The sequence below is a fragment of the Mycobacterium sp. MMS18-G62 genome (assembly GCF_053877835.1).
Genome location: NZ_CM132662.1, coordinates 810,832 through 834,668, shown reverse-complemented (window position 1 = coordinate 834,668; position 23,837 = coordinate 810,832). Strand labels below are relative to the sequence as shown.

Here is a 23,837-nt window from a genome sequence, read left to right as displayed (position 1 = left end):
CCTCCTGGCGCCGAACGTGGGTTACCCGCACGGTTTCTAGGAGGGAAGTGTGCGGGTAACCCACGTTCGTCGGGCCCCAGCTCGACAGCAGTCGTAGCGTGGAGTGGTGACCCAACCCCATGATCTGCCCCGGACCGTCGGCGAGCTGAAAGCCTCTGGTCATCGCGAGCGGGGCGTCAAAGCCGAAATCCGGGAGAATCTGCTGGCCGCGCTGGCCGAGGGCCGCGACGCGTGGCCTGGCATTCTCGGCTTCGAGGACACCGTGATTCCGCAGCTCGAACGGGCTCTGATCGCTGGCCACGACCTCGTGCTGCTCGGTGAGCGAGGACAGGGTAAGACACGGCTGCTGCGTGCGCTGACCGGCCTGCTCGACGAATGGACCCCGGTGATCGCCGGCTCGGAACTCGGCGAGCACCCGTATAGCCCGATCACCCCTGAATCCATCCGGCGCGCCGCCGACTCCGGCGACGACCTGCCCGTCGCGTGGCGGCACCGCAGCGAGCGCTATACCGAGAAGCTGGCCACTCCAGACACCAGCGTGGCCGACCTCGTCGGCGACATCGACCCGATCAAGGTCGCGGAGGGCCGCAGTCTCGGAGACCCCGAAACCATCGCCTACGGCCTGATCCCTCGCGCGCATCGCGGCATCGTCGCCGTCAACGAGCTGCCCGACCTCGCCGAGCGGATCCAGGTGGCGATGCTGAACGTGATGGAGGAGCGCGACATTCAGGTGCGCGGCTACACGCTGCGCCTGCCGCTGGACGTTCTTGTTGTTGCTAGCGCCAACCCCGAGGACTACACCAACCGCGGACGCATCATCACTCCGCTCAAGGACAGGTTCGGCGCCGAGATCCGCACCCACTATCCGCGGCAACTCGAGGCCGAAATCGGCGTCATCAAACAGGAGTCGCATCTGGCCGCCGAGGTGCCTGAGTACCTGCTGGCTGTGCTGGCCCGGTTCGCCCGGCACCTGCGCGAGTCGCGATCGATCGACCAGCGCTCGGGTGTCTCGGCGCGGTTCGCGATCGCGGCCGCCGAAACAGTGGCGGCCTCGGCGCGGCATCGCGCCGCATTGCTCGGTGAGACCGAAGCCGTTGCCCGGGTGGTCGATCTCGGCAATGTGATCGACGTGCTGCGCGGCAAACTCGAATTCGAGTCTGGCGAAGAAGGCCGCGAGCAGGCGGTGCTCGAGCACCTGTTGCGCAGGTCCACCGCGGACACCGCTCAGCGGCTGCTCGGCGGCATCGACGTCGGGCCGCTGGTGATTGCGATCGAAAACGGTTCGGCCGTCACCACCGGTGAGCGGGTCTCCGCGCGCGACGTGCTGGCAGCTGTCCCCGAAGTGCCCGCGATCGCCCAGATTCAGCAGCGACTCGAGGCCAAGACCGACGGCCAGCGTGCGGCCGCCGTCGAACTGGCTTTGGAGGCACTGTATCTGGCCAAGCGCATTGACAAGGTGTCTGGAGAAGGCGAAACCGTGTATGGCTAAACCAGGATCTGAGCGCCACGCGCGATCATCGCGATACTCGGCGTACACCGGCGGACCCGATCCGCTGGCGCCGCCGGTCGATCTGCGCGAGGCACTGGAGCAGATCGGGCAGGACGTCATGGAGGGCAGCTCGCCGCGGCGAGCGTTGTCCGAGCTGTTACGGCGGGGTACGCAGAACATGCGCGGCGCCGACAAGCTGGCGGCCGAGGCGAACCGGCGCCGACGGGAACTGTTGCAGCGCAACAACCTCGACGGCACCCTCCAGGAAGTCAAGAAGCTGCTCGACGAGGCCGTGCTGGCCGAGCGCAAGGAACTGGCGCGTGCGCTCGACGACGACGCGCGGTTCAACGAAATGCGGATAGAGAACCTTCCGCCGTCGCCGGCCAAGGCCGTGCAGGAGCTGTCCGACTACGACTGGCGCAGCGCAGAAGCACGCGAAAAGTACGAGCAGATCAAGGATTTGCTCGGTCGCGAGATGCTCGACCAGCGGTTCGCCGGTATGAAGCAGGCGCTGGAGAACGCCACCGACGAGGACCGCCAACGGGTCAACGAGATGCTCGATGACCTGAATGACTTGCTGGACAAGCATTCTCGCGGCGAGGACTCTCAGCAAGACTTTCAAGACTTCATGAACAAGCACGGCGAGTTCTTCCCGGAGAACCCGCAAAACGTCGAAGAGCTGCTCGACTCGCTGGCCAAGCGGGCGGCCGCCGCTCAACGGTTCCGCAACAGCCTGTCGGCCGAGCAGCGCGCCGAACTGGACGCGTTGGCGCAGCAGGCATTTGGCTCGCCGTCGTTGATGAACGCGCTCAACCGGCTCGACGGGCACCTGCAAGCGGCGAGGCCGGGGGAGGACTGGACGGGTTCGTCGCGGTTCTCCGGGGACGATCCGCTCGGCATGGGCCAGGGCACACAGGCGCTGGCCGACATCGCCGAACTCGAGGAACTCGCCGAGGCGCTGTCGCAGAGCTACGCAGGCGCCACGATGGATGACGTCGACCTCGACATGCTCGCTCGCCAGCTGGGCGACGACGCGGCCGTTGACGCCAAGACGCTGGCCGAACTCGAGCGAGCGCTCGTCAACCAGGGTTTCTTGGACCGTGGCTCCGACGGGCAATGGCGGCTGTCGCCGAAGGCCATGCGTCAGCTTGGCCAGGCCGCGCTACGCGATGTGGCACAACAACTTTCGGGCCGACATGGGGAACGCGATACCCGTCGCGCCGGCGCAGCAGGTGAGCTGACCGGTGCGACGCGGGCGTGGGAGTTCGGCGATACCGAGCCATGGAACGTCACCCGGTCGCTGACAAATGCGGTGCTGCGGCGGGCGGGCAGCGGCGTCGCGGAATTGCCGTTGAAGTTCACCGTCGACGACGTCGAGATCTCCGAGACCGAGACACGAACTCAGGCCGCCGTCGCGCTGCTGGTGGACACGTCGTTCTCGATGGTGATGGAGAACCGGTGGCTGCCGATGAAGCGCACGGCGCTCGCGCTCAATCACCTCGTCAGCACGCGGTTCCGCTCGGATGCGTTGCAGATCATCGCCTTTGGCCGGTATGCGCGCACAGTGTCGGCGGCTGAGTTGACCGCGCTCGAGGGTGTCTACGAGCAGGGCACCAACCTGCATCATGCGCTGGCGCTGGCCGGTCGTCATCTGCGCCGCCATCCCAATGCGCAACCGGTGGTGCTCGTCGTCACCGATGGCGAGCCGACCGCGCATCTGGAAGATGTTGACGGCGAGGGTTCGTCGGTGTTTTTCGACTATCCGCCTCACCCCCGCACGATTGCCCATACGGTCAAGGGCTTCGACGACGTCGCGCGGCTGGGCGCCCAGGTGACCATCTTCCGGCTCGGCAGCGATCCCGGCCTGGCCCGCTTTATCGACCAGGTCGCCAGGCGAGTGGAGGGCAGGGTAGTGGTGCCCGACCTCGACGGGCTGGGGGCCGCGGTGGTCGGCGACTATCTGCGCTCCCGGCGCCGCCGGTAAACCTCCTCGCCGGTGCGACGACGAATCGGTTTTCTTTGCCAGCACCGCCGCTCCGCGGACGTTGCTCGGACCGGATTCGCCTTTGCAGCCCGAAGTTGGGCCGACACGTTCACCGTGGCTGCCGCGCGAATCTTTCAGCTGGCTCACAGGGAGTACGCCCGTCGACGCCGGTACGGGCTCAGTGGCCTAAGCCGCGTGACCTGCAGCTATGTAGACGGATCTGTGATTTGTGGGGCCAGTGAAGCTGTTGTGACAAATGAGTCTGGGGCCCGCCTCGGCCACAGTATTTGCATACGCAAATATGTCCAGCATTAGCGCGCAGAATATTTGACGCGGAAAACAATTCGTGCGCTACGGTTCGCTGACCAGGAGCGGTGCGGCCTTTCCTGCCGAGTATCACCTTTCCTGCAGCCGGTGCTTGACGCTTGAAAGGACGGAAATTCATGGCAAAACATCGCTTAGTTTCCGCGCGACGGGGCCGCACCGTGGCGGGAGGCATCGCCGGCGCGGGCGTTCTGCTCGTTGCAGGACCGGCCGCTCTCGCTTTGGCCGACGACGCCAGCCCGGGTGAGTCCACGGGTGGCCGACCCAACTTCACCAATCCGGCGCCTGTTGTGCGGATGACACAGAGCATCGGAGACTCCACGTTCGATCCGAACACGACCGACGACCCGATCACCGCGGCAATTCGGGCACAGCTCAACGCTTCTCCGCTTGGGCAGGCGTACCACGACGCGTTCGGATATTCATCAGTTGGTGCCGGAGTCGCCGGCCTGCCGGCCGCCACTAACGGGCGCGTCACCGGCATCCTGAACACCGGTGTCGGTGGTGGCGGCAGTGGCGCACCGTCCACGATCCCGGGCAAGGTGTACGCACAGACCGTGAACATCCACGAATGCCAGATGCAGTGGAACACCGTCAATGGCGCCAGGGTGGCCACTGGTGGTTGGGACGGCGTCACCGGCGCGGGCAGCGCACAGTGCACTTCGAAGAGCCCGTAGGACTGAGCGACGCCTGCCGTTAGGCGTCTTACACGGGAGGCTTGCGCTTCTTGCGTTTGACGCCGACGCTGCCCCACAGCGAAAAACCGCGGATTCGCACGCAAGGCGCGCCGGGGGTGCCCTCGCCGTCGACACTGTGATCGAAATTACCCATTACGCCGATGCCGCGTGAATCCACATTGACCTCAGGCGGCACGAGAATCGTCTGTCCGCCCATGATCGAGTACGAGTGGATTTCCACCTCGGGCGACGTGAAGTCGGCGTAGCGCAAATCCACCACCCCGCCGCCGAACAGAGCGACGGTCGTCATGCGTCTTGGCACGTTCCAGCGACCGCGGCGCTCGAAGCCGCTCATGATGGCCAGCAGCAGCGTCGACGGCGCCGGCCGGCACGGGCCGCCGCTACGTGGCCGGGTGACGGCCCCGGGCAGGTCGGCGCTGATCCGGTCGAGTTCTTCGTACGTCTGCGCCGCATAAGCTCTGGTCAAGCGCTCTTCGTATTCACTCATCTGGAGCTGCCCCTGCGCGGCGGCATCCGTGAGCAACTGCGCCACCTGAATCCGATCGGTGTCAGCAGCACGCATCGAACCGTTTCGCGACGCTGGAGTGCTCATCACCGTCGAGCCTACGACGAACGCTGGCACATGCAAGGCCGTTGACTAAACTGTGCCCTCGCGCTCGCCGGCGAAGCAGATAGATGAGCAAACTTTATTTGGATTGGGCGAGGTACTCAGCGAAGCCGATCCTGCCGACGGCCCTGTCGGGTGCGAGGTTCGCGCCAGCACGGTAGCCGCCGGCGATGCGTCCCGGCACGGGCACATCAACCACCGGGCGCCGGCCCGAGCGGGCCGACAGGTACATGTGGGCCAGTTCTGCGTGTGTGTGTACCGCTGGACCACCGATATCCGCCGCCCGCCCCATCGGCGCACCGTCGACCAACTCCACTAGCCGTGCCGCCACGTCGCGAGTGTCGATCGGTTGAAAGCGCACCCCGCGCAGGGTCCACAGCACGGGTGAGAACCGCTGAATCGAGAAGCTCGTCTTGATCAGGTCGTGAAACTGGGTGGCGCGCAAGATCGTATGTCCGACGCCCGAGGATTCGAGCGCGCGCTCGACGCGAAGCTTGGTCTGGTAGTAGGGCAGTGGAATCCGGTCGATTCCGACAATGGACACGTACACGATGTGTGCGACACCGGCTCGGTGTGCCGCCGAGATGAGATTCGTGGTCGAGGTGACGTCCTTGTCGCGGGTTCCCTGCGTCGCGCAATGCACGACGACCTCTGTGCCGTCGACGGCGGCATCCACGCCGTCGCCACTCAGTAGATCAGCCTGAGTCCAGTGCACGCCCGTATAGCCGACGTGACTGCGCCGGCTCATGGCTCGCACCTGATGACCGGCCTCCGTGGCCGCGCCCACCAGCTCGCGGCCTAGCGTGCCGGTCGCTCCGGTGACAAGAACTTCACGGCCCATCAGCCAAGATTAGGCGGCGAAGCGCCTGTGAGTGTGGGGTTCACAGTTCCGCGACGACGATCCGGTACCCGAGATCCATCTCGGTTCGGTTGAGCAGTGCGGCATTTCGGCGATGCCATTCACCGCTGCGCAGATCCGCGGCTAGCACCGACAGCTGGCTGTCGATGGATGCGTCGGTCGTCTGAGTGAACAGCGACATGCCGGCCCGAATCTGTGGGTCGAGGTAGGCCTCGGGTCGTCGCCAGTACGCGCCGGCGAAACCGTCGGCGCAGTCGTGCGGGACCGGCACAGCGTGAATCGTGACGGTGCCGGGCAATTCGCCGAACCGGGAGATCGGAATGGCCAGCCGCTCGTCGGTCTCGACGGCTACAGGAAGATAGTCGCGCATTAACCAAAAGTGCTTGGTCACGGTGTGATCCCAGGTCAGGATCACCACCCGGCGCCGTGCGACGCGGACCAGCTCGGCAAGGCCACGGTCCAAGTCCTGCCAGTGGTGTGCAGTCAGCACCGCCAGCGTGGCGTCGACCGAATCGGTGGCGAGCGGAAGATGTTCGGCCATCGCGCGCACGGCCGGCGCCGAAGCCGTCGGACGCTGAGCGATCATCACTTTGCTGGGCTCCACGGCCACTACCGTCTGCGGCGGTTCGTAGGAGCCGGTGCCTGCGCCGACATTGGCGACCGAAGCCGTCCCCGCTAGCGCCCGCTCGATGGACGCCGCCACGCGTGAATCGGGACGGCGCGTTCGCGCGTAGTGGTGACCGGTCTGGTCGTAGCGCGCCATCGCCATCAGCCGACCCAGCGCGGCGGCCGTTTCTGCAAGAAGGCGAGCATGCCTTCGCGCGCTTCGTCGGACGTGAACAGCCGGGCGGATTGTTCGGTCAACTCGTCGGCGTGCCGGTCGAACGCTTCCAGAATGCTTGCGGTGGTCAACGCTTTTGATGCGGCCAAACCCTGAGGTGATGCCTTACCGACCTCTGCGGTGAGTGCGGAAACCGTGGCGTCGACGTCGTCGGCGGCCACGGTGATCAGGCCGATGTCGGCAGCCTCGGCCGCACCGAACTTCTCTCCGGTGAGGAAGTAACGGCCTGCCGCGCGGGTGGTCATCTTCGGCAGCAGGGCCAGCGAAATGATCGACGGCGCGACGCCGATGCGTGCTTCGGTCAACGCGAACGTGCTGGCTTGCCCCGCAACCACGATGTCGCAGGCGCCGACCAGCCCGAGGCCGCCCGCGCGGACGTGGCCGTTGATCGCGCCGATCACCGGCATCGGCAACTCGAGTATCCGGCGCAGCAAGTGGGTCAGTTCACGGGCGCGGTCGACGGCGACGTCGCCGGGGTCACGCCCTGCTGCCTCGGCTAAATCGGCTCCGGCGCAAAACGTTCCGCCAGTATGTCCGAGCACGACGGCCCGGACGTCGGATTCCTCGGTCGCATCGGTGAGACCTTGGTGCAGCTGGTGGACCAGGGCGCTCGACAGCGCGTTGCGGTTGTCGGGCGAATCGAGGGTGATCCGGGCGACCGGCCCCTCGACGGCGTAGTGGACGAGTGTTGGCATCAATACGAGCGTGGCAGACCGAGTGACGTCTGGGCTACAAAGTTGAGAACCATCTCACGGCTGACCGGCGCTATACGGGCAAGTTTCGACGCCGTGACCGCGGCGGCGATGCCGTATTCCTTGGTCAACCCGTTGCCGCCGAGGGACTGGACGGCCTGGTCGACGGCGCGCACCGACGCCTCGCCCGCGGCGTACTTGGCCATGTTCGCGGCCTCTGCGGCGCCGGCGTCGTCGCCGATGTCGTAGAGCGTGGCCGCCTTCTGCATCATCAGCTTGGCCAACTCGATCTCAATGTGGTTCTGCGCCAACGGATGCGAAAGTCCTTGGTGTGCGCCGATCGGCGTCTTCCACACCTGGCGGGTCTTGACGTAGTCGACGGCCTTGTTGATCGCGAACCGGCCCATGCCGACCGCACTGGCAGCGCCCATGATCCGCTCCGGGTTCAGGCCCGCGAACAACTGCGCGATCGCCGCGTCCTCCGAACCGACCAGGGCATCCGACGGCAACCGCACATCGTCGAGGAACACCTGAAACTGGCTTTCCGGGCTGACCAGTTCCATCTCGATCTTGGTCCAGCTCAGACCTTTGGTGTCGGTGGGCACGATGAACAGCGCCGGGCGCAGGTTGCCGGTTTTTGCTTCCTCGGTGCGGCCGACGATGAGCACCGCTTGCGCCTGGTCGATACCGGAGATGAACACCTTCTGGCCCTTGAGGATCCAGTCGCTGCCGTCGCGGCGGGCGGTGGTGGTGATGCGGTGGCTGTTCGACCCGGCGTCGGGCTCGGTGATCGCGAACGCCATCGTGATCGAGCCGTCGGCGATGCCGGGTAGCCAGCGCTTCTTCTGCGCCTCGGTGCCGAACTTGGAGATGATCGTGCCGTTGATGGCAGGGGAGACCACCATCATCAGCAGCGCGGACCCGGCGGCGGCCATCTCCTCCATCACCATCGACAGCTCGTACATGCCGGCGCCGCCGCCACCGTACTCCTCGGGCAGGTTGACGCCGATGAAGCCGAGTTTGCCTGCCTCTTGCCACAATTCGTCGGTGTGCTGGCCGGCGCGGGCCTTTTCGAGGTAGTAGTCCTGGCCGTAATTGGAGGCCATGGCCGCGACGGCCTTGCGCAGCGCTTGCTGCTCTTCGGTTTCCACAAAGCTGGTCATTGGTCTCCTCCAGTGTTGTCGACTCGGGCAAGCACGGCGCCGACATCGACCTGCTGGCCGGATTCGACGTTGAGTTCGGTGAGCACACCGTCGGCAGGCGCCGTGATGGTGTGCTCCATCTTCATCGCCTCCAGCCAGATCAGCGGCTGTCCGGCCGTGACGGAGTCGCCGACCGCGGCGCCGACGCGCAGAACCGAACCCGGCATCGGCGCCAGCAGTGAGCCGGCAGCGACGGCGGCGTCGGGATCGCCGAAGCGCGGGAGTGCAACGAGTTGTACTGGACCCAACGGGGAGTCGACGAACACCTGCGAGGAATCGGGTTCTCCGTATCGGGCCACGTCGAAGGGCCGGTCGACCCCGCCGACGGACAGCACCACCCGATCGGGTGCGGATGACACGAGGCTGACGCCGTCATGGTCGGGCGATTGCACGCCGTTGCGGGTGAACCGGTAGCGGACGTCATGGGTCTCGCCGGACGCGTCGCTGTAGGTCTTCGTCTGGAATCCAGAAGCAAGGTTGCGCCAGCCGCTGGGTGCGGCCACGAAAACCCGTGCGGTGTGGCGGTTCTGCGCGGCATCGGCGAGCGCGGCCGCCAGCGCCGACAATGCGACTGCGCGTTGGTCGGTCAGCGGAGCGGCCAGCTCAGCGAGTCCGTGGGTGTCGAAAAAAGCGGTGTCGGTGGCGCCGTCGACGAACGCCGGATGCCGCAGCACGTTGACCAGCAGGTCGCGGTTGGTGCGCACGCCGTGGATGCGGGCACGGGCCAGCGCGTCGGCCAGCACGCCTGCGGCCTGACGTCGCACCGGCGCATAGGAGATGACCTTGGCGATCATCGGATCGTAGTAGATGGACACGACCGATCCGTCGACGATTCCGGTGTCGACGCGCACATCACCTGGCACGTCGAAGTGGTGCACAGTTCCGGCTTGCGGACGCCAGTCTTTGGCAGGGTCCTCGGCGTAGAGCCGCGCCTCGATCGAATACCCCCGCGACGGCGGAGGTTCGGGGTCGAGGCGGCCGCCGTCGGCGACGTGGAGTTGCAGCTCGACGAGGTCGACGCCGGTGGTGGCTTCGGTGACGGGATGCTCGACCTGTAGCCGGGTGTTCATCTCGAGGAAGAAGAAATCACCGCGCTCGTCGGCCATGAACTCGACGGTGCCCGCACCGGTGTAACCGATCGCGGTGGCGGCCAGCCGGGCCGCGTCGAACAGCTTGGCGCGCATGCCCGGTGTGCGTTCGACAAGAGGTGACGGCGCCTCTTCGATGATCTTCTGATGACGTCGCTGAATCGAGCATTCGCGTTCGCCGACGGCCCATACGGTCCCGTGCTCGTCTGCGAGCACTTGCACTTCGACGTGATGCCCCGCCGCCAGATAGCGCTCGCAGAACACGGTGGGGTCGCCGAACGCGGACTGCGACTCCCGACGTGCGGCGGCCACTTGCGAGGGCATTTCGGACAATTCGCGGACCACCCGCATGCCTCTGCCGCCGCCGCCTGCGGACGCCTTGATCAACACCGGCAGCTGATCGGCCGTCACTGTGTCGGGGTCGAGCTCGTCGAGCACGGGCACTCCCGCTGCGGCCATCAGTTTCTTGGCCTCGATCTTGGAGCCCATCGCGGCCACGGCAGCCGCCGGCGGCCCGATCCACGTCAGCCCCGCTGCGGCCACAGCCTCGGCGAAATCGGCGTTCTCCGAAAGAAATCCATATCCGGGATGGATGGCGTCCGCACCGGCGGCCTTCGCCGCGGCTATCAGCTGACCAGCGTCCAGATAGCCCGTCGTGCCGTCGAGCCGCACCCGCGCGTCAGCCTCGGCCACGTGTGGAGACGCGGCGTCGGGATCGGTGTACACGGCGACGGTGCCGATGCCCAGACGCCGGCACGTGGCGAACACCCGCTGCGCGATCTCTCCGCGGTTGGCCACCAAGACTCGGGTAATCATGTGGTGCTCACATCCGGAAGACGCCGAAGTTCGACGTCCCCTTGATCGGGCCATTGGCGATGGCGGACAAGCACATTCCCAACACCGTGCGCGTGTCGCGGGGGTCGATGACGCCGTCGTCGTAGAGGCGACCGGACAAGAACATCGGTAGTGACTCCGCCTCGATCTGCGCCTCGACGGCCGCCCGCAGCGCGGCATCGGCATCCTCGTCGACCTGCTGGCCGCGGGCGGCGGCCGCGGCGCGGCTGACGATCGACAACACCCCGGCCAATTGCGTGCCACCCATCACCGCCGACTTCGCGCTCGGCCAGGCGAACAAGAACCGCGGGTCGTAGGCCCGCCCACACATGCCGTAATGACCCGCGCCGTAGGACGCGCCGATCAGCAGCGAGATGTGGGGCACCGTCGAGTTAGACACGGCGTTGATCATCATCGAGCCGTGCTTGATCATTCCGCCTTCCTCGTACTGCTTACCGACCATGTACCCGGTCGTGTTGTGCAGGAACAACAATGGCGTGTCAGAACGGTTGGCCAGCTGGATGAATTGCGTGGCCTTTTGCGACTCCTCGGAAAACAACACACCGCGGTGGTTGGCCAAGATGCCGATCGGATAGCCATATAGAGTGGCCCAGCCCGTCACCAACGATGAGCCGTACATGGCCTTGAATTCGTCGAACTCCGAGCCGTCGACGATGCGCGCGATCACCTCGCGCGGATCGAACGGCACGCGCAGATCGGACGGCACAATGCCGAGCAATTCCTCGGAGTCGAACAGCGGCTCGCGGACCGGGCCAGGGGTCGGACCGTGCTTGCGCCAGTTGAGCCGGGCCACGATGCGCCGGCCGATGCGAACGGCGTCGGGTTCGTCGACGGCGAAGTAGTCCGCCAGACCTGAAGTGCGGGCGTGCATTTCGGCGCCGCCCAGCGATTCGTCGTCGGACTCCTCACCGGTGGCCATCTTGACCAGTGGGGGACCGGCCAAGAACACCTTCGACCGTTCCTTGATCATCACCACGTGATCCGACATGCCAGGGACGTAAGCCCCGCCCGCCGTCGAGTTGCCGAACACCAGCGCGATGGTGGGAATGCCCGCCGCGGAAAGTCGCGTCAGGTCGCGGAACATCTGCCCGCCGGGGATGAAGATCTCCTTCTGCGTCGGCAGGTCCGCGCCGCCGGACTCCACCAGCGAGATCACCGGCAACCGGTTCTCCATCGCAATCTGATTGGCGCGCAGGATCTTCTTCAACGTCCACGGGTTGCTCGTGCCGCCCTTGACGGTCGGGTCGTTGGCGACGACGAGGCACTCCACGCCGCTGACCGCGCCGATACCGACCACCACGCTGGCGCCGACCGCGAAGTCGCTGCCCCACGCCGCCAGCGGGCTCAGCTCCAGAAACGGTGAGTCCGGGTCGAGCAGTAGCTCGATACGTTCGCGCGGGGTGAGCTTGCCGCGGGCGTGGTGGCGCTCCACGTATTTCGGACCGCCTCCGGCAAGCGCCTTGGCGTGCTCGGCGTCGAGCTCGGCGAGTTTGGCCGCCATCACTTCTGCCGCCTCGCTGTAGGCGGGCGCCTTCGGGTCCAGAGTCGAACGCAACGCCGTCATGATTGGAATCCAAGCGTCTTGGCTGCGAGCGCGGTCAGTATTTCGGTTGTTCCGCCGCCGATCCCGAGGATGCGCATGTCTCGGTACTGACGTTCGACCTCGGACTCAGTCATATAACCCATCCCGCCGAACAGCTGCACCGCCTGGTTGGCCACCCATTCACCGGCCTCGACGGCCGTGTTCTTGGCAAAGCACACCTCGGTAATCAAATTGGTTTCGCCACTTAGCTGGCGCTCCACAAGATGGTGCGTGTACACCCGCGCCACGTCCACCCGCCGGGCCATCTCAGCCAGCGTGTTCTGTACCTGCTGACGGGAAATCAATGGCCTGCCGAAAGTTTCGCGGTTGCGGCACCACTCCACCGTGAGATCCAGGCAGCGCTGCGCGCTCGCATACGCCTGCGCGGCGAGGCCGACGCGCTCGGAAACGAATGCCCCCGCGATCTGTGCGAAACCGCTGTTCTCGCCGCCGATCAGGTTGGCCGCCGGAACCCGCACGTCGGTATAGGACAGCTCAGCGGTGTCCGAGGAGCGCCAGCCCATCTTGTCCAGTTTGCGGCTCACCTCGAAGCCGGGCGTGCCCTTGTCGACCACGATCAGTGACACGCCGGCCGCACCGGGACCGCCGGTGCGCGCCGCGGTCACCACATAGTCGGCCCGCACTCCGGAGGTGATGTAGGTCTTGGCGCCGTTGATGAGGTAGAAGTCGCCAGCCGAATCAGCACAGCGCACGGCGCGTGTGGTCAGGTGGCCGACGTCCGAGCCGCCGCCGGGTTCGGTGATGGCCAGGCTTCCGATCTTGTTGCCCTGCAACGTCGGCCGCACATAGGTGTCGATCAACCGCTGATCACCCGAGGCGATCATGTGCGGCACGGCGATCCCGCAGGTGAACAGCGACGCGAACACCCCGCCCGGCGAGCCGGCGTAGTGCATCTCCTCGCAGATGATCACCGAGTCCGCGCCGTCGCCGCCGCCACCGCCGACCGCCTCCGGCAGGCCCGCGCCGAGCAGTCCGGCGTCGCCGGCTTTGCGATGCAGCTCGCGCGGCAGCTCACCGATGCGCTCCCACTCGTCGACGTGCGGAAGAACTTCACGTTCGGCGAACGCGCGCACCGTCTTTCGCAGCTGCTCGCGTTCGGGGCTGTGCCAGATGCTCATAGGAAACTTTCCGGTACGTCGATGGTCCGGCTGCGCAGCCACTCACCCAGGCCCTTGGCCTGCGGGTCGAATCGGGCTTGATACGCCACGCCTTGGCCGAGGATGCCGTCGATGATGAAATTGAGCGCCTTCAGGTTCGAAAGCACGTGGCGGGTCACGGGCAAATCGGCTGTCTCGGGCAGCATTTCGCGAAGTTTCTCGACGCTCAACGTGTGTACCAGCCAGCGCCATTGATCTGCGGTGCGCACCCATACGCCGACGTTTGCGCTGCCGCCCTTGTCGCCGCTGCGAGCGCCGGCGATCACACCGAGCGGCAGCCGCCGCGTCTCGCCGAACGGCAACGGCTCAGGAAGCGCGAAGGGCGCTACGGGCGCCAGCTCCAACGTCTGGGTAGCCGCTGCGATGTCCACACGTGTGCCGTCGGCAAGTACCGCGGTGTGCGGAACATCGGTGGCGGATACGAACCCGGCCGTGAAGACTCCGTACACCTGGCCATCCCCCGGCGGGGACGTGCTGGTGAAGCCCGGATAGCTGGCCAAGGCGAGTTCGACTGCGGCCGAAGAGAATTGGCGGCCCACGTTCGCGGGGTCGGGATCGCGCACCACACACCGCAACAGCGCGCTGGCGGCTTCCTCGGTGTCGGCATCGGGATGATCGGTGCGCGCCAGCGTCCACTGCATCTCGGCGGGTTTGACGGTGAGACTCGTCTCGAGTTGCCGCCGCACAAGGTCTGCCTTGGCCTCGATGTCCAGCCCCGTCAACACCAAGGCCATCTCGTTGCGGAAACCGCCGATGCTGTTGAGCGACACCTTCAGCGTCGGCGGCGGCGGCTCCCCTTTCACGCCGCTGATCCGCACCCGGTCAGGACCTTCTTCAGCCAATTCGACGGTGTCGACCCGCAGCGTCACGTCTGGATTCGCATACCGCGCCCCGCCGACCTCGTACAGCAACTGCGCCGTCACAGTGCCGACACTCACGGCGCCGCCGGTACCCGGGTGCTTGGTGATCACCGACGAGCCATCGGGATAGATCTCGGCGAGCGGGAAGCCGGGATGGGTCAGGTCACCGATCTCGGTGAAGAACGCGTAGTTGCCGCCGGTCGCCTGGGCGCCGCATTCGATGACATGACCTGCGGCCACGGCGCCAGCGAGCGCGTCGTAATCGGTGCGCGCCCACCCGAAGTGCGCGGCGGCAGGACCGACGATCACGGAGGCATCGGTGACCCGACCGGTGACGACGACGTCGGCGCCGCTGCCAAGGCAGTCGACGATGCCCCAGGCGCCGAGGTAGGCGTTGGCCGCCAGCGGCGTGCCCAATCCGAGTTCTTCGGCCCGCGGCAAGAGGTCGTCACCCTCGACGTGCGCGACGTTCACCGACAACCCGAGGCGCTCGGCCAGCGCGCGCACCGCAGCGGCCAGGCCCGCGGGATTCAGGCCGCCGGCGTTGGCGACGATCCGCACGCCCTTGTCGAGGGCAAGGCCCAGGCAGTCCTCGAGCTGGATGAGAAACGTCTTGGCGTACCCGCGCTCCGGTGACTTCGCGCGGTCGCGGGCCAGGATCAGCATGGTCAGCTCGGCGAGATAGTCGCCTGTCAGATAGTCCAGGTCGCCGCCGGTGAGCATCTCGCGCATCGCGGCCAGCCGGTCGCCGTAGAAACCCGAGCAATTGCCGATGCGGACCGGACCAGTCACGCAAGGCCTCCCATCGCCAATTGCCCCCAACCAACCGGTAGGTTAGCGGCTACCGCTGGTAACGCGTCAAGGCGCTCCCACTTTTCGGTCTCGGCGCTGCTGACGGGCGCTGAGCGCGGCTGACCGCGCCGAATCCACTGTTTTGGAGGCTACGCAGCTCACCGGCTATCCTGAAGTGCAATTGCCGGCGCCAGAGTCTTTCGCTCGGCAGCACCCGTATAGAGGAGAAGCTCGATCATGGCTGTGCCCAAGCGCAGGATGTCGCGTGCGAACACCCGTAGCCGGCGCGCGCAGTGGAAGGCCAAGCGCCCCGAGCTGGTCGGTGTCACCGTCGCCGGTCAGCAGCACAAGGTGCCGCGGCGCCTGCTCAAGGCCGCTCGTCTCGGCCTGATCGATCTCGACCGCCGCTAACTCCGGCGCGGCGCGCATTGGCGCGCCTCTCAGGCGCGTCTCAGGTGATAGATAGACACTGTGCCTGTGCGCATACTTGTCGTTGACGACGATCGCGCTGTGCGCGAATCGCTGCGCCGGTCGCTTTCCTTCAACGGGTATTCGGTCGAACTGGCGCAGGACGGCCGCGAAGCCCTCGACCGGATCGCCAGTGATCGGCCCGACGCTCTCGTGCTCGACGTGATGATGCCGAGGCTCGACGGGCTGGAGGTGTGCAGGCAACTGCGCAGCACCGGCGACGACCTCCCGATACTGGTATTGACCGCGCGCGATTCGGTGTCAGAGCGGGTGGCTGGCTTGGATGCCGGCGCCGACGACTACCTGCCCAAGCCGTTCGCGCTCGAGGAATTGCTCGCGCGGATGCGGGCCTTGTTGCGCCGCACCACCCCCGACGACGCGGCCGACTCGCCCGCGATGACCTTCTCCGATCTGTCCCTCGACCCGGTGACCCGTGAAGTCACCCGTGGCGACCGTGAGATCAGCCTGACGCGCACCGAATTCGCACTGCTGGAAATGCTGATCGCAAACCCACGCCGCGTGCTGACCCGCAGCCGCATCCTCGAAGAGGTGTGGGGCTTCGACTTCCCGACGTCGGGTAACGCACTCGAGGTCTACGTCGGCTACCTACGCCGTAAGACAGAAGCAGAAGGAGAGCCGCGGCTGATCCACACCGTTCGCGGGGTGGGTTATGTGCTGCGCGAAACACCCCCCTGATGGCCACCCAGAAGTTGAGGTTCTGGCCGCGGGCGCACGTGCGGCCTTCCCTCTCAGCCACCAGCTCATTGTCGCTGCGCTGGCGCGTGATGCTCCTGGCCATGTCGATGGTGGCGATGGTCGTGGTGCTGATGTCCGTCGCGGTCTACGCGGTGGTGTCCCGCGCGCTCTACGACGACATCGACAACCAACTGCACAGCAGGGCACGGCTGCTGATCGAAAGCGGGTCGCTGGCCGCCGATCCGGGCAAGGCCATCGAGGGCACCGCTTATTCGGACGTCAACGCGATGCTGGTCAATCCGGGACGATCGATCTACACCGCCAACCAGCAGGGCCAGACGCTGCCACTGGGCGAGCCGGAAAAGGCGGTGGTGTCGGGGGAGTTGTTGATGTCACTGCGAACCGCGAACCACCAACGGGTGCTGGCCATTCACCTCACCAACGGCAGCTCCTTGCTGATCTCCAAGAGCCTGGCCCCCACCGGTCAGGTGCTCAAACGGTTGGGCACCGTCCTGCTCATCGTCGGCGGGCTCGGTGTAGCGGTGGCCGCGGTCGCCGGCGGGGCGGTGGCGCGTGCGGGACTTCGGCCGGTGGCCCGGCTCACCGAAGCGGCCGAACGCGTCGCCCGCACAGACGACCTGAGACCGATCCCGGTGTTCGGCAGCGACGAACTCGCCCGTCTCACCGAGGCGTTCAACATGATGCTGCGTGCCCTCGCCGAGTCGCGCGAACGCCAGGCGCGGCTGGTCACCGACGCGGGCCACGAGCTGCGTACCCCGTTGACGTCACTGCGTACGAACGTCGAACTGCTGATGGCCTCGATGGAGCCCGGTGCGCCACGGTTGCCCGAAGACGAGATGGCTGGGCTGCGCGCCGACGTGCTAGCCCAAATCGAGGAATTGTCAACTCTGGTAGGCGATTTGGTGGACCTTACCCGCGAGGAGGCGGCCAACGTCATTCACGAGCCCGTCGACCTGGCTGACGTCGTGGACCGTTCATTGGAGCGAGTCCGCCGCCGCCGCAACGACATTGACTTCGACGTCTCGGTAACTGGATGGCAGGTATACGGCGATAGCGGCGGGTTGGCACGTGCAGTGCTCAACCTCCTCGACAATGCTGCCAAGTGGAGTCCGGTCGGGGGCCGCGTCGGCGTTCGGTTGACTCAGGTCGACCCACTGCACGCCGAATTGGTCGTGTCCGACACCGGTCCAGGCATTCCGCCGCAGGAGCGACGGCTGGTGTTCGAGCGGTTCTATCGGTCGACGGCTGCGCGCGCCATGCCAGGCTCCGGACTCGGGCTCGCCATCGTCAAACAAGTTGTGCTCAAACACGGGGGCACGCTGCGGGTCGAGGACACGGTTCCAGGTGGCCAACCGCCGGGCACTTCCATTCACGTCGTGTTGCCAGGCAGGCCGATACCGTCGACACAGCGCACCGAAGATACGAACGAATCAGTGGCCATCGCCGACAATGGGTGATCGGGTCGGGGGTTGAGGCGCCACTTGGGGGAAGAAGTCTGTGGATGTCCCGATTGTTCTCTAAGTGGATTCTCAGCCCAAGTGGGCACCCTGAGCCTGTATCCGTCGTTGTTTCAGATGTCGGACCCTACTGAAGGAAGAGCATCACACCGAGATGACGAACCACCCGAGGTACTCGCCGCCACCGCAGCCGGGCCATCAGGCCGGTGGCCATAATCAGGCGGCACCCGGATACCCCGGAGCGCCTCGGCCAGGTCCGTACCAGCAGCAGCCGTATGACTGGCGCTATGCGACCCAGCAGCAGCAGCCTCAGCAATTTCGCGCGCCCTACGACCCGTATCGCGGTGCGCCGCAGCCGTCGCTCATGCCCCCGCCTCAGGGTCCGCAAAAGCGTTCTCGCGCAGGCGCTTTGACGGCAGGCGCGGTCGCGGTGGCCATCGTCTCCGCCGGCATCGGTGGCGGCGTCGCAGTGCTGGTCCAGCCGGATCGGCACACGACGAGTTCGAGCGTGGCCGGGATGGCCCCGAGTGTGCCCGCCGCCAGCCTTCCGGCCGGCTCCGTCGAGCAGGTCGCGGCGAAGGTGGTGCCGAGCGTCGTCAAGCTGGAGACCGACATGGGTAAGCAGTCCGAGGAGGGCTCCGGCATCATCCTGTCTTCCGACGGCCTGATCATGACGAACAACCACGTCGTGTCGGCGGCCAAAGACGGACCCGGCGGACCCGCCGGCGCGCAGACGAAGGTGACCTTCGCCGACGGCCACACCACGCAATTCACCGTCGTCGGCACCGACCCCAGCAGTGACATCGCCGTGGTCCGGGCTCAAGGCGTTTCCGGTCTGACCCCGATCACCCTGGGCTCCTCGGCGAACCTGCGCGTGGGGCAGGACGTCGTGGCGATCGGCTCGCCGCTGGGCCTGGAAGGCACCGTGACCACCGGCATCATCAGCGCGCTGAATCGGCCGGTGGCGGCGGGTGGCGATAGGCAGAACCAGAACACCGTGCTCGACGCCATTCAGACCGACGCCGCGATCAACCCCGGCAACTCGGGTGGCGCGCTGGTCAACATGAACGGTGAGCTGGTGGGCATCAACTCGGCGATCGCGACCTTGGGCGGCGACGCAGGGCCGCAGGCGCAGAGCGGTTCGATCGGGTTGGGCTTCGCGATTCCCGTCGATCAAGCCAAACGGATCTCCGACGAGCTGATCAAGAACGGCAGCGCGTCACACGCTTCGCTGGGCGTGCAGGTCGGCAACGACTCGACCACCGACGGGGCGAAGATCGTCGAGGTCACCAGCGGCGGTGCCGCCGCAGCCGCCGGGCTACCGAGCGGTGTCGTGGTGACCAAGGTCGATGATCGCGTGATCAACAGCGCCGACGCGCTCGTCGCCGCGGTTCGATCGAAGGCGCCGGGTGACAAAGTGACGCTGACTTATCTCGACCCCGCGGGTAAGCCGCAGACGGTCGAGGTCACCCTCGGCAAGGCGCAGCAGTGAAAACCGCACCACGCCAGGCCACATTGAGAGTGGCCGCGCCGCTGTCCGGCCCCGGATATACGGTTGCACTCATGGAACAGCCAGGGGAGTTGGTGGGCCGAGCACTGGTCGTGGTTGTCGATGACCGCACTGCTCACGGCGAGGAGGACCACAGCGGGCCGTTGGTCACCGAATTGCTCGGTGAGGCGGGGTTCGTCGTGGACGGCGTGGTCGTGGTCTCCGCTGATGAGGTCGAGATCCGCAACGCGTTGAACACCGCGGTGATCGGCGGAGTCGACCTTGTGGTGTCGGTCGGCGGCACAGGTGTGACGCCGCGCGATGTCACGCCCGAGGCCACGCGCGACCTCCTCGATCGCGAGCTGTTGGGCATCTCCGAGGCGCTGCGCGCGTCGGGTCTGTCGGCTGGGATCCCCGATGCCGGCGTCTCCCGCGGCCTGGCCGGTATCTCCGGCAGCACGCTCGTAGTTAACCTCGCTGGCTCCCGTGCCGCGGTGCGCGATGGCATGGCGACGCTGAACCCTCTGGCTGTCCAGATCATCGGCCAGCTATCCAGCTTGGAGATCTAACTGATTGCCCCTTTCTGGGCTTACGCCGTCACGACGCAGACTGGGCGCCTCACCCGCGCCGATTCACCGACGGCAAATGGCGGCCATGCCGCGTCTGTTACACGCCTGTGAACGGCAATGTTTCCCAAAATGTGATCTTTGTCACACAGGAGCGAAACTGTGAAGGAACCTTCAAAGCCGGCGCGCGATGCAGTTAACAAGATCTTCGGAGATCCGTTGCCAGAGCTGCCATCTGACGAGCGCGACAATTTTTCGCCGGAAGACGAGGCCGAGCACGATCGATGGTTGCGGGACAATATGCCCCCTCACCATCAATGACCTGTGATTTCGCGATAAGCGCGGACAATGGCGGGCGGACTTTGAACGTCAGGAGCTGCCACTGATGTGCGAAGCGAAGGTGGCCAAGTTATCTCGTCTACTCGTCAAGCCCGGCTAAGTGACTGTTGTCGGCGACCGTCACGGCAATTTCAGCAAACTCTGCGATTTCGGCAGGTTGCTTAGTGATGTTGATGGTTACGCGTTGCCGGTCGGATGCCTCCCCGTTATGTTCCTCGTGTCAACGATGAGCGAAACGTAAGAGCAGCATGTGAGGTCTCTCATTTGGGTCACATGAGGCTCGTGCGTCGTGTGTGGTGTAGCAGTAGGGGCCAGGCACGAACAACAACGCGGTGAACTGCCGGTTCACCGCCGACATAGCTAGGGAGAACATGAAGGCAATCAGTCGGGTGCTGATCGCGATGGTCGCGGCCATCGCGGCTCTGTTCGTGAGCACTGGCACCTCTCACGCAGGTCTGGACAACGAACTGAGTCTGGTTGATGGTCAGGACCGGACGCTGACGATCCAGCAGTGGGACACCTTCCTCAATGGTGTGTTCCCCTTGGACCGCAACCGGCTGACTCGCGAGTGGTTCCACTCGGGCAGCGCGGTGTACAACGTGGCCGGCCCGGGCGCCGATTCGTTTGAGGGCACTCTCGAACTCGGTTACCAGATCGGCTTCCCGTGGTCGCTGGGTGTGGGCATCAACTTCAGCTACACCACGCCGAACATCCTGCTCGACGACGCGTCGATCGCGCCGCCGCCGTTGGGTAATGGGTTCGCCCCGCTGGGTTCGGTCATTACCCCGAACCTGTTCCCGGGTGTGTCGATCAGCGCTGACCTGGGTAACGGCCCGGGTATTCAGGAAGTGGCGACCTTCTCGGTGGACGTTTCCGGTCCGCACGGCAAGGTGGCGGTGTCCAACGCGCACGGCACGGTGACCGGTGCGGCCGGTGGTGTGCTGCTGCGTCCGTTCGCCCGCCTGATCTCCAAGGCCGGTGACAGCGTCACCACCTACGGCGAGCCCTGGAACATGAACTAACTCCCAGCTCAGGCCCTAAGAAAACAGCCCCCGGCTTCGGTCGGGGGCTGTTTTTGTGCAATCTCTGCAGTAACGGCTGAAACAAATTCAACTTCAGTAACGATTACAACACAACCAGTGATTGCTGGGGAAATTAGCCAGGTCAGAAGGGTCGGCAACAATATGAAGGCAATCAGTCGGGTGCTGATGGCGATGGTCCTCGCGATATCTGGATCCATCGCGGCTCTGTTCGTGAGCACTGGCACCTCTCACGCAGGTCTGGACAACGAACTGAGTCTGGTTGATGGTCAGGACCGGACGCTGACGATCCAGCAGTGGGACACCTTCCTCAATGGTGTGTTCCCCTTGGACCGCAACCGGCTGACTCGCGAGTGGTTCCACTCGGGCAGCGCGGTGTACAACGTGGCCGGCCCGGGCGCCGATTCGTTTGAGGGCACTCTCGAACTCGGTTACCAGATCGGCTTCCCGTGGTCGCTGGGTGTGGGCATCAACTTCAGCTACACCACGCCGAACATCCTGCTCGACGACGCGTCGATCGCGCCGCCGCCGTTGGGTAATGGGTTCGCCCCGCTGGGTTCGGTCATTACCCCGAACCTGTTCCCGGGTGTGTCGATCAGCGCTGACCTGGGTAACGGCCCCGGTATTCAGGAAGTGGCGACCTTCTCGGTGGACGTTTCCGGTCCGCACGGCAAGGTGGCGGTGTCCAACGCGCACGGCACGGTGACCGGTGCCGCCGGTGGTGTGCTGCTGCGTCCGTTCGCCCGCCTGATCTCCAAGGCCGGTGACAGCGTCACCACCTACGGCGAGCCCTGGAACATGAACTAGGACTTGTCCGCACTGGTTGTCTTCGCAGTGTCAGGGCTCGGGCCTGTGCCCGGGCCGCTGACATGCTTGCCCGACTGCCCGTCCGTCTCGGCGAGGATGTTGCGGATCTCGGTCAGCAGGCTCAGCTCTGTGTCCTGGGCCTGCTCGACCTCCCCCTTCTTCCGCAGCCGGTTGTACGGAAGGACGACGAGGAAGTAGACCACTGCGGCGACAAGAACGAAGTTGATGATCGCCGACAGCAGGATGTTCAGGTCGATGGCCTGGCCACCGCCGATGCCGATCCGCAGGACGCCGTATTTCGAATCGCCGCCGGCGCCTATGCGGTTGATCAACGGCTGAATGATGCTCTCGGTGAATTTGGTGACCAGCGCCGTGAACGCGGTGCCGATGACCACCGCAACCGCCAGGTCGACGATGTTGCCCCTCGACAGAAACTCCTTGAAGCCCTTCAACATGCGCTCAGATCCCTCCCGCAATCGTGTGCTGTCTACAGATGCACGACGTTAGTCGGGTTGCGCATGCGGCGTTTGAGGGTCGGTGCTAGCTTCTCGGGGAATCAACCTGTGCGGCAGGCGAAAACGAACGGAGCGGCGATGCGGGGGCTGTTGACGGTGGTGGCGGGTTTGCTCATTGGCGTCTCGTCGGTGGCGGTCGCGACGGCAAACGCCGATCCGGCACCGCCGACCCCAACGACGTCCTCGTCCGATGAGTTGGCCGACATGGTGATGGACGCGATCGAGCACCGTGGGCCTGCGGCGCCGACGACGACGCCGGTGCCCGCCCCGCCGCGCTGACGGCGATCAGTGGAAGGTGAGCGTCACCGTGTGCACGAGCGCCGCGGCAGCCACGTCGTTGGCGACGTGAGCCGGCAACGCCACCAGCACCACCCTGTCGCTGCCCGCCCCGGCTCCCTTCGGCTTCTCGGACACCAAGACGACGACGGCGTCGGTCGCGACGATTTGAGGCTTGGCGTCTGCGCCGGTGTCCGACGTCGCCGCCGCCAGCACGTCGACCACATCACCGGGACGGACCAGGTCCAGCAGGGCGGTGTCAGACAGGGATAACGGCACGATGCGTGCGTCGGGTCCGGCCGTGGATTCGGCCAGCCGCGGCCCCAGCAGTCGCACGTCGGTCAGCACCTCTCCGCGACGGGCGGGGCCTGCCAGCCGTGCGCCGACCACGGAAGCCACATCTGATTGCGATCCATCGGGAATCATTGTGGCCGAACGCATTTCGATCCGCACATCCGCGTCGCTCAGTTCGACACCCGGTCCGAGGTCACGCGCGGCGACGACGATCGCGGTTCGGTCACCGTCCGGATCGGAGCGCAGGGCCGCGACGGCGGCCAGGACGACCAGTGCACCCGCCGCCACCCGTCGGGCCGCCACGGTGCGCGTCCAGTCGGGCCGGACAGCGCCGAGCAGCCGACTCAGCGCCGGCGGATTGAGAGACTGCCCCATGCCGCCACGCTAGGCAGCAGAAGACGATATCGGCCCGGGGTCAGGCCGCGGCTGTGGATAACTTCGCCGACGTCAGCTCGAAGCGGCTGCGGCGGGCGCCGGACTGCTCGTGCCCGACGTGGTCGAGGTGGACTTCTCCGACGACGACGAGGTGCTCGACGATTCCGAGCCGTTGGATGAGCCGTTGGAGGGGCTGGACGACGATCCGTTGGACGAGCTCTTGCTCGCCTCCCGGCTGTCGGTGCGGTAGAAACCGCTGCCCTTGAACACCACTCCCACGTTTCCGAAGAGCTTGCGCAGTCGCCCATTGCACTTGCTGCACGTCGTCAGCGCGGCGTCGCTGAACGCCTGCACCGCGTCAAAGCGGTCGCCGCACTCGGTGCACGCATAGGAATAGGTAGGCACGAAAACCTCCGAGGTGATCAAACTTCTTAGCACTCTAC

At 65.8% G+C, this 23,837-nt stretch carries 23 protein-coding genes; 11 read left to right on the top strand and 12 right to left on the bottom strand.

Annotated elements, in window-relative coordinates; all coding sequences use genetic code 11:
* Positions 1 to 106: 106 nt before the first annotated feature.
* From ACWW36_RS04065 to ACWW36_RS04055, 3 genes are all read left to right on the top strand, one after another.
* Positions 107 to 1,489 (top strand): sigma 54-interacting transcriptional regulator, encoded by a 1,383-nt coding sequence (locus ACWW36_RS04065; RefSeq protein WP_456140321.1) that lies wholly within the window; start codon positions 107 to 109, stop codon positions 1,487 to 1,489.
* The gene (locus ACWW36_RS04060; RefSeq protein WP_456140320.1) at positions 1,482 to 3,473 is read left to right on the top strand and encodes a VWA domain-containing protein; all 1,992 of its coding nucleotides are present in this window, start codon (positions 1,482 to 1,484) and stop codon (positions 3,471 to 3,473) included. The genes ACWW36_RS04065 and ACWW36_RS04060 overlap by 8 nt, the downstream gene beginning before the upstream one ends.
* A 443-nt stretch (positions 3,474 to 3,916) precedes the next feature.
* Positions 3,917 to 4,474 carry a hypothetical protein gene (locus tag ACWW36_RS04055; protein ID WP_456140319.1) on the top strand — a complete coding sequence of 186 codons (558 nt, stop codon included), beginning with the start codon at positions 3,917 to 3,919 and terminating at the stop codon, positions 4,472 to 4,474.
* Between the two features lie 28 nt (positions 4,475 to 4,502).
* Here ACWW36_RS04055 and ACWW36_RS04050 read toward each other — a convergent pair whose 3' ends face one another.
* From ACWW36_RS04050 to ACWW36_RS04010, 9 genes are all read right to left on the bottom strand, one after another.
* Positions 4,503 to 5,087 carry a DUF1707 SHOCT-like domain-containing protein gene (locus tag ACWW36_RS04050; RefSeq protein WP_456140318.1) on the bottom strand — a complete coding sequence of 195 codons (585 nt, stop codon included), beginning with the start codon at positions 5,085 to 5,087 and terminating at the stop codon, positions 4,503 to 4,505.
* Positions 5,088 to 5,181: 94 nt separating this feature from the next.
* Positions 5,182 to 5,943: an SDR family oxidoreductase gene (locus ACWW36_RS04045; RefSeq protein WP_456140317.1), complete on the bottom strand. Its 762-nt coding sequence runs from the start codon at positions 5,941 to 5,943 to the stop codon at positions 5,182 to 5,184.
* 40 nt (positions 5,944 to 5,983) lie between these two features.
* Positions 5,984 to 6,730 (bottom strand): class I SAM-dependent methyltransferase, encoded by a 747-nt coding sequence (locus tag ACWW36_RS04040; protein ID WP_456140316.1) that lies wholly within the window; start codon positions 6,728 to 6,730, stop codon positions 5,984 to 5,986.
* Entirely contained in the window at positions 6,730 to 7,497 is a 768-nt protein-coding gene (locus ACWW36_RS04035; protein WP_456140315.1) for an enoyl-CoA hydratase family protein, read from the bottom strand. The genes ACWW36_RS04040 and ACWW36_RS04035 overlap by 1 nt, the downstream gene beginning before the upstream one ends.
* The gene (locus tag ACWW36_RS04030; protein WP_456140314.1) at positions 7,497 to 8,657 is read right to left on the bottom strand and encodes an acyl-CoA dehydrogenase family protein; all 1,161 of its coding nucleotides are present in this window, start codon (positions 8,655 to 8,657) and stop codon (positions 7,497 to 7,499) included. The genes ACWW36_RS04035 and ACWW36_RS04030 overlap by 1 nt, the downstream gene beginning before the upstream one ends.
* Positions 8,654 to 10,600, bottom strand: coding sequence for an acetyl/propionyl/methylcrotonyl-CoA carboxylase subunit alpha (locus tag ACWW36_RS04025; RefSeq protein WP_456140313.1), 1,947 nt, complete (start codon positions 10,598 to 10,600; stop codon positions 8,654 to 8,656). The genes ACWW36_RS04030 and ACWW36_RS04025 overlap by 4 nt, the downstream gene beginning before the upstream one ends.
* Positions 10,601 to 10,607: 7 nt before the next feature.
* Positions 10,608 to 12,203 carry an acyl-CoA carboxylase subunit beta gene (locus tag ACWW36_RS04020; RefSeq protein WP_456140312.1) on the bottom strand — a complete coding sequence of 532 codons (1,596 nt, stop codon included), beginning with the start codon at positions 12,201 to 12,203 and terminating at the stop codon, positions 10,608 to 10,610.
* The gene (locus ACWW36_RS04015) at positions 12,200 to 13,360 is read right to left on the bottom strand and encodes an acyl-CoA dehydrogenase family protein (protein ID WP_456140311.1); all 1,161 of its coding nucleotides are present in this window, start codon (positions 13,358 to 13,360) and stop codon (positions 12,200 to 12,202) included. The genes ACWW36_RS04020 and ACWW36_RS04015 overlap by 4 nt, the downstream gene beginning before the upstream one ends.
* Positions 13,357 to 15,051, bottom strand: coding sequence for an acyclic terpene utilization AtuA family protein (locus ACWW36_RS04010; RefSeq protein WP_456140310.1), 1,695 nt, complete (start codon positions 15,049 to 15,051; stop codon positions 13,357 to 13,359). The genes ACWW36_RS04015 and ACWW36_RS04010 overlap by 4 nt, the downstream gene beginning before the upstream one ends.
* Before the next feature lie 237 nt (positions 15,052 to 15,288).
* Between ACWW36_RS04010 and rpmF the strand changes: the two genes are divergently transcribed.
* The 7 genes from rpmF (at position 15,289) to ACWW36_RS03975 (ending at position 21,934) form a co-directional block, all read left to right on the top strand.
* The gene (rpmF, locus tag ACWW36_RS04005) at positions 15,289 to 15,462 is read left to right on the top strand and encodes a 50S ribosomal protein L32 (protein WP_325336148.1); all 174 of its coding nucleotides are present in this window, start codon (positions 15,289 to 15,291) and stop codon (positions 15,460 to 15,462) included.
* A 66-nt stretch (positions 15,463 to 15,528) separates the two neighbouring features.
* Complete coding sequence (locus tag ACWW36_RS04000; RefSeq protein ID WP_325336146.1) at positions 15,529 to 16,215, top strand: response regulator transcription factor; 687 nt, start codon at positions 15,529 to 15,531, stop codon at positions 16,213 to 16,215.
* Positions 16,215 to 17,693 (top strand): HAMP domain-containing sensor histidine kinase, encoded by a 1,479-nt coding sequence (locus tag ACWW36_RS03995; RefSeq protein WP_456140309.1) that lies wholly within the window; start codon positions 16,215 to 16,217, stop codon positions 17,691 to 17,693. The genes ACWW36_RS04000 and ACWW36_RS03995 overlap by 1 nt, the downstream gene beginning before the upstream one ends.
* Positions 17,694 to 17,847: 154 nt before the next feature.
* Positions 17,848 to 19,185: a trypsin-like peptidase domain-containing protein gene (locus ACWW36_RS03990; RefSeq protein WP_456140308.1), complete on the top strand. Its 1,338-nt coding sequence runs from the start codon at positions 17,848 to 17,850 to the stop codon at positions 19,183 to 19,185.
* A 23-nt stretch (positions 19,186 to 19,208) separates the two neighbouring features.
* Positions 19,209 to 19,751 carry a MogA/MoaB family molybdenum cofactor biosynthesis protein gene (locus ACWW36_RS03985; RefSeq protein WP_456142355.1) on the top strand — a complete coding sequence of 181 codons (543 nt, stop codon included), beginning with the start codon at positions 19,209 to 19,211 and terminating at the stop codon, positions 19,749 to 19,751.
* 707 nt (positions 19,752 to 20,458) lie between these two features.
* Positions 20,459 to 21,109, top strand: a complete 651-nt coding sequence (locus tag ACWW36_RS03980) for an MspA family porin (protein WP_456140307.1) — start codon at positions 20,459 to 20,461, stop codon at positions 21,107 to 21,109.
* 162 nt (positions 21,110 to 21,271) lie between these two features.
* On the top strand, positions 21,272 to 21,934 hold the full coding sequence (locus ACWW36_RS03975; protein WP_456140306.1) for an MspA family porin: 663 nt from the start codon (positions 21,272 to 21,274) through the stop codon (positions 21,932 to 21,934).
* Here ACWW36_RS03975 and mscL read toward each other — a convergent pair.
* Positions 21,931 to 22,389, bottom strand: coding sequence for a large-conductance mechanosensitive channel protein MscL (gene mscL / locus ACWW36_RS03970; protein WP_456140305.1), 459 nt, complete (start codon positions 22,387 to 22,389; stop codon positions 21,931 to 21,933). The genes ACWW36_RS03975 and mscL overlap by 4 nt on opposite strands.
* Before the next feature lie 138 nt (positions 22,390 to 22,527).
* On the opposite strand from mscL, the gene ACWW36_RS03965 reads away from it, so the two are divergent.
* Positions 22,528 to 22,728 carry a hypothetical protein gene (locus ACWW36_RS03965; protein ID WP_456140304.1) on the top strand — a complete coding sequence of 67 codons (201 nt, stop codon included), beginning with the start codon at positions 22,528 to 22,530 and terminating at the stop codon, positions 22,726 to 22,728.
* 6 nt (positions 22,729 to 22,734) lie between these two features.
* Here ACWW36_RS03965 and ACWW36_RS03960 read toward each other — a convergent pair whose 3' ends face one another.
* Positions 22,735 to 23,394, bottom strand: a complete 660-nt coding sequence (locus ACWW36_RS03960; RefSeq protein WP_456140303.1) for an SAF domain-containing protein — start codon at positions 23,392 to 23,394, stop codon at positions 22,735 to 22,737.
* A 72-nt stretch (positions 23,395 to 23,466) separates the two neighbouring features.
* Entirely contained in the window at positions 23,467 to 23,799 is a 333-nt protein-coding gene (locus tag ACWW36_RS03955; protein ID WP_456140302.1) for an FmdB family zinc ribbon protein, read from the bottom strand.
* Positions 23,800 to 23,837: the final 38 nt, after the last annotated feature.

Excerpts from the sequence above, each read along its gene's own strand:
- ACWW36_RS04060 (WP_456140320.1), top strand. The coding sequence starts at position 1,482 with ATGGCTAAACCAGGATCTGAGCGCCACGCGCGATCATCGCGATACTCG.
- ACWW36_RS04055 (WP_456140319.1), top strand. The coding sequence starts at position 3,917 with ATGGCAAAACATCGCTTAGTTTCCGCGCGACGGGGCCGCACCGTGGCG.
- ACWW36_RS04050 (WP_456140318.1), bottom strand. The coding sequence starts at position 5,087 with ATGAGCACTCCAGCGTCGCGAAACGGTTCGATGCGTGCTGCTGACACC.
- ACWW36_RS04045 (WP_456140317.1), bottom strand. The coding sequence starts at position 5,943 with ATGGGCCGTGAAGTTCTTGTCACCGGAGCGACCGGCACGCTAGGCCGC.
- ACWW36_RS04040 (WP_456140316.1), bottom strand. The coding sequence starts at position 6,730 with ATGGCGATGGCGCGCTACGACCAGACCGGTCACCACTACGCGCGAACG.
- ACWW36_RS04035 (WP_456140315.1), bottom strand. The coding sequence starts at position 7,497 with ATGCCAACACTCGTCCACTACGCCGTCGAGGGGCCGGTCGCCCGGATC.
- ACWW36_RS04030 (WP_456140314.1), bottom strand. The coding sequence starts at position 8,657 with ATGACCAGCTTTGTGGAAACCGAAGAGCAGCAAGCGCTGCGCAAGGCC.
- ACWW36_RS04025 (WP_456140313.1), bottom strand. The coding sequence starts at position 10,600 with ATGATTACCCGAGTCTTGGTGGCCAACCGCGGAGAGATCGCGCAGCGG.
- ACWW36_RS04020 (WP_456140312.1), bottom strand. The coding sequence starts at position 12,203 with ATGACGGCGTTGCGTTCGACTCTGGACCCGAAGGCGCCCGCCTACAGC.
- ACWW36_RS04015 (WP_456140311.1), bottom strand. The coding sequence starts at position 13,360 with ATGAGCATCTGGCACAGCCCCGAACGCGAGCAGCTGCGAAAGACGGTG.
- rpmF (WP_325336148.1), top strand. The coding sequence starts at position 15,289 with ATGGCTGTGCCCAAGCGCAGGATGTCGCGTGCGAACACCCGTAGCCGG.
- ACWW36_RS03995 (WP_456140309.1), top strand. The coding sequence starts at position 16,215 with ATGGCCACCCAGAAGTTGAGGTTCTGGCCGCGGGCGCACGTGCGGCCT.
- ACWW36_RS03990 (WP_456140308.1), top strand. The coding sequence starts at position 17,848 with ATGACGAACCACCCGAGGTACTCGCCGCCACCGCAGCCGGGCCATCAG.
- ACWW36_RS03980 (WP_456140307.1), top strand. The coding sequence starts at position 20,459 with ATGAAGGCAATCAGTCGGGTGCTGATCGCGATGGTCGCGGCCATCGCG.
- ACWW36_RS03975 (WP_456140306.1), top strand. The coding sequence starts at position 21,272 with ATGAAGGCAATCAGTCGGGTGCTGATGGCGATGGTCCTCGCGATATCT.
- mscL (WP_456140305.1), bottom strand. The coding sequence starts at position 22,389 with ATGTTGAAGGGCTTCAAGGAGTTTCTGTCGAGGGGCAACATCGTCGAC.
- ACWW36_RS03965 (WP_456140304.1), top strand. The coding sequence starts at position 22,528 with ATGCGGGGGCTGTTGACGGTGGTGGCGGGTTTGCTCATTGGCGTCTCG.
- ACWW36_RS03960 (WP_456140303.1), bottom strand. The coding sequence starts at position 23,394 with ATGGGGCAGTCTCTCAATCCGCCGGCGCTGAGTCGGCTGCTCGGCGCT.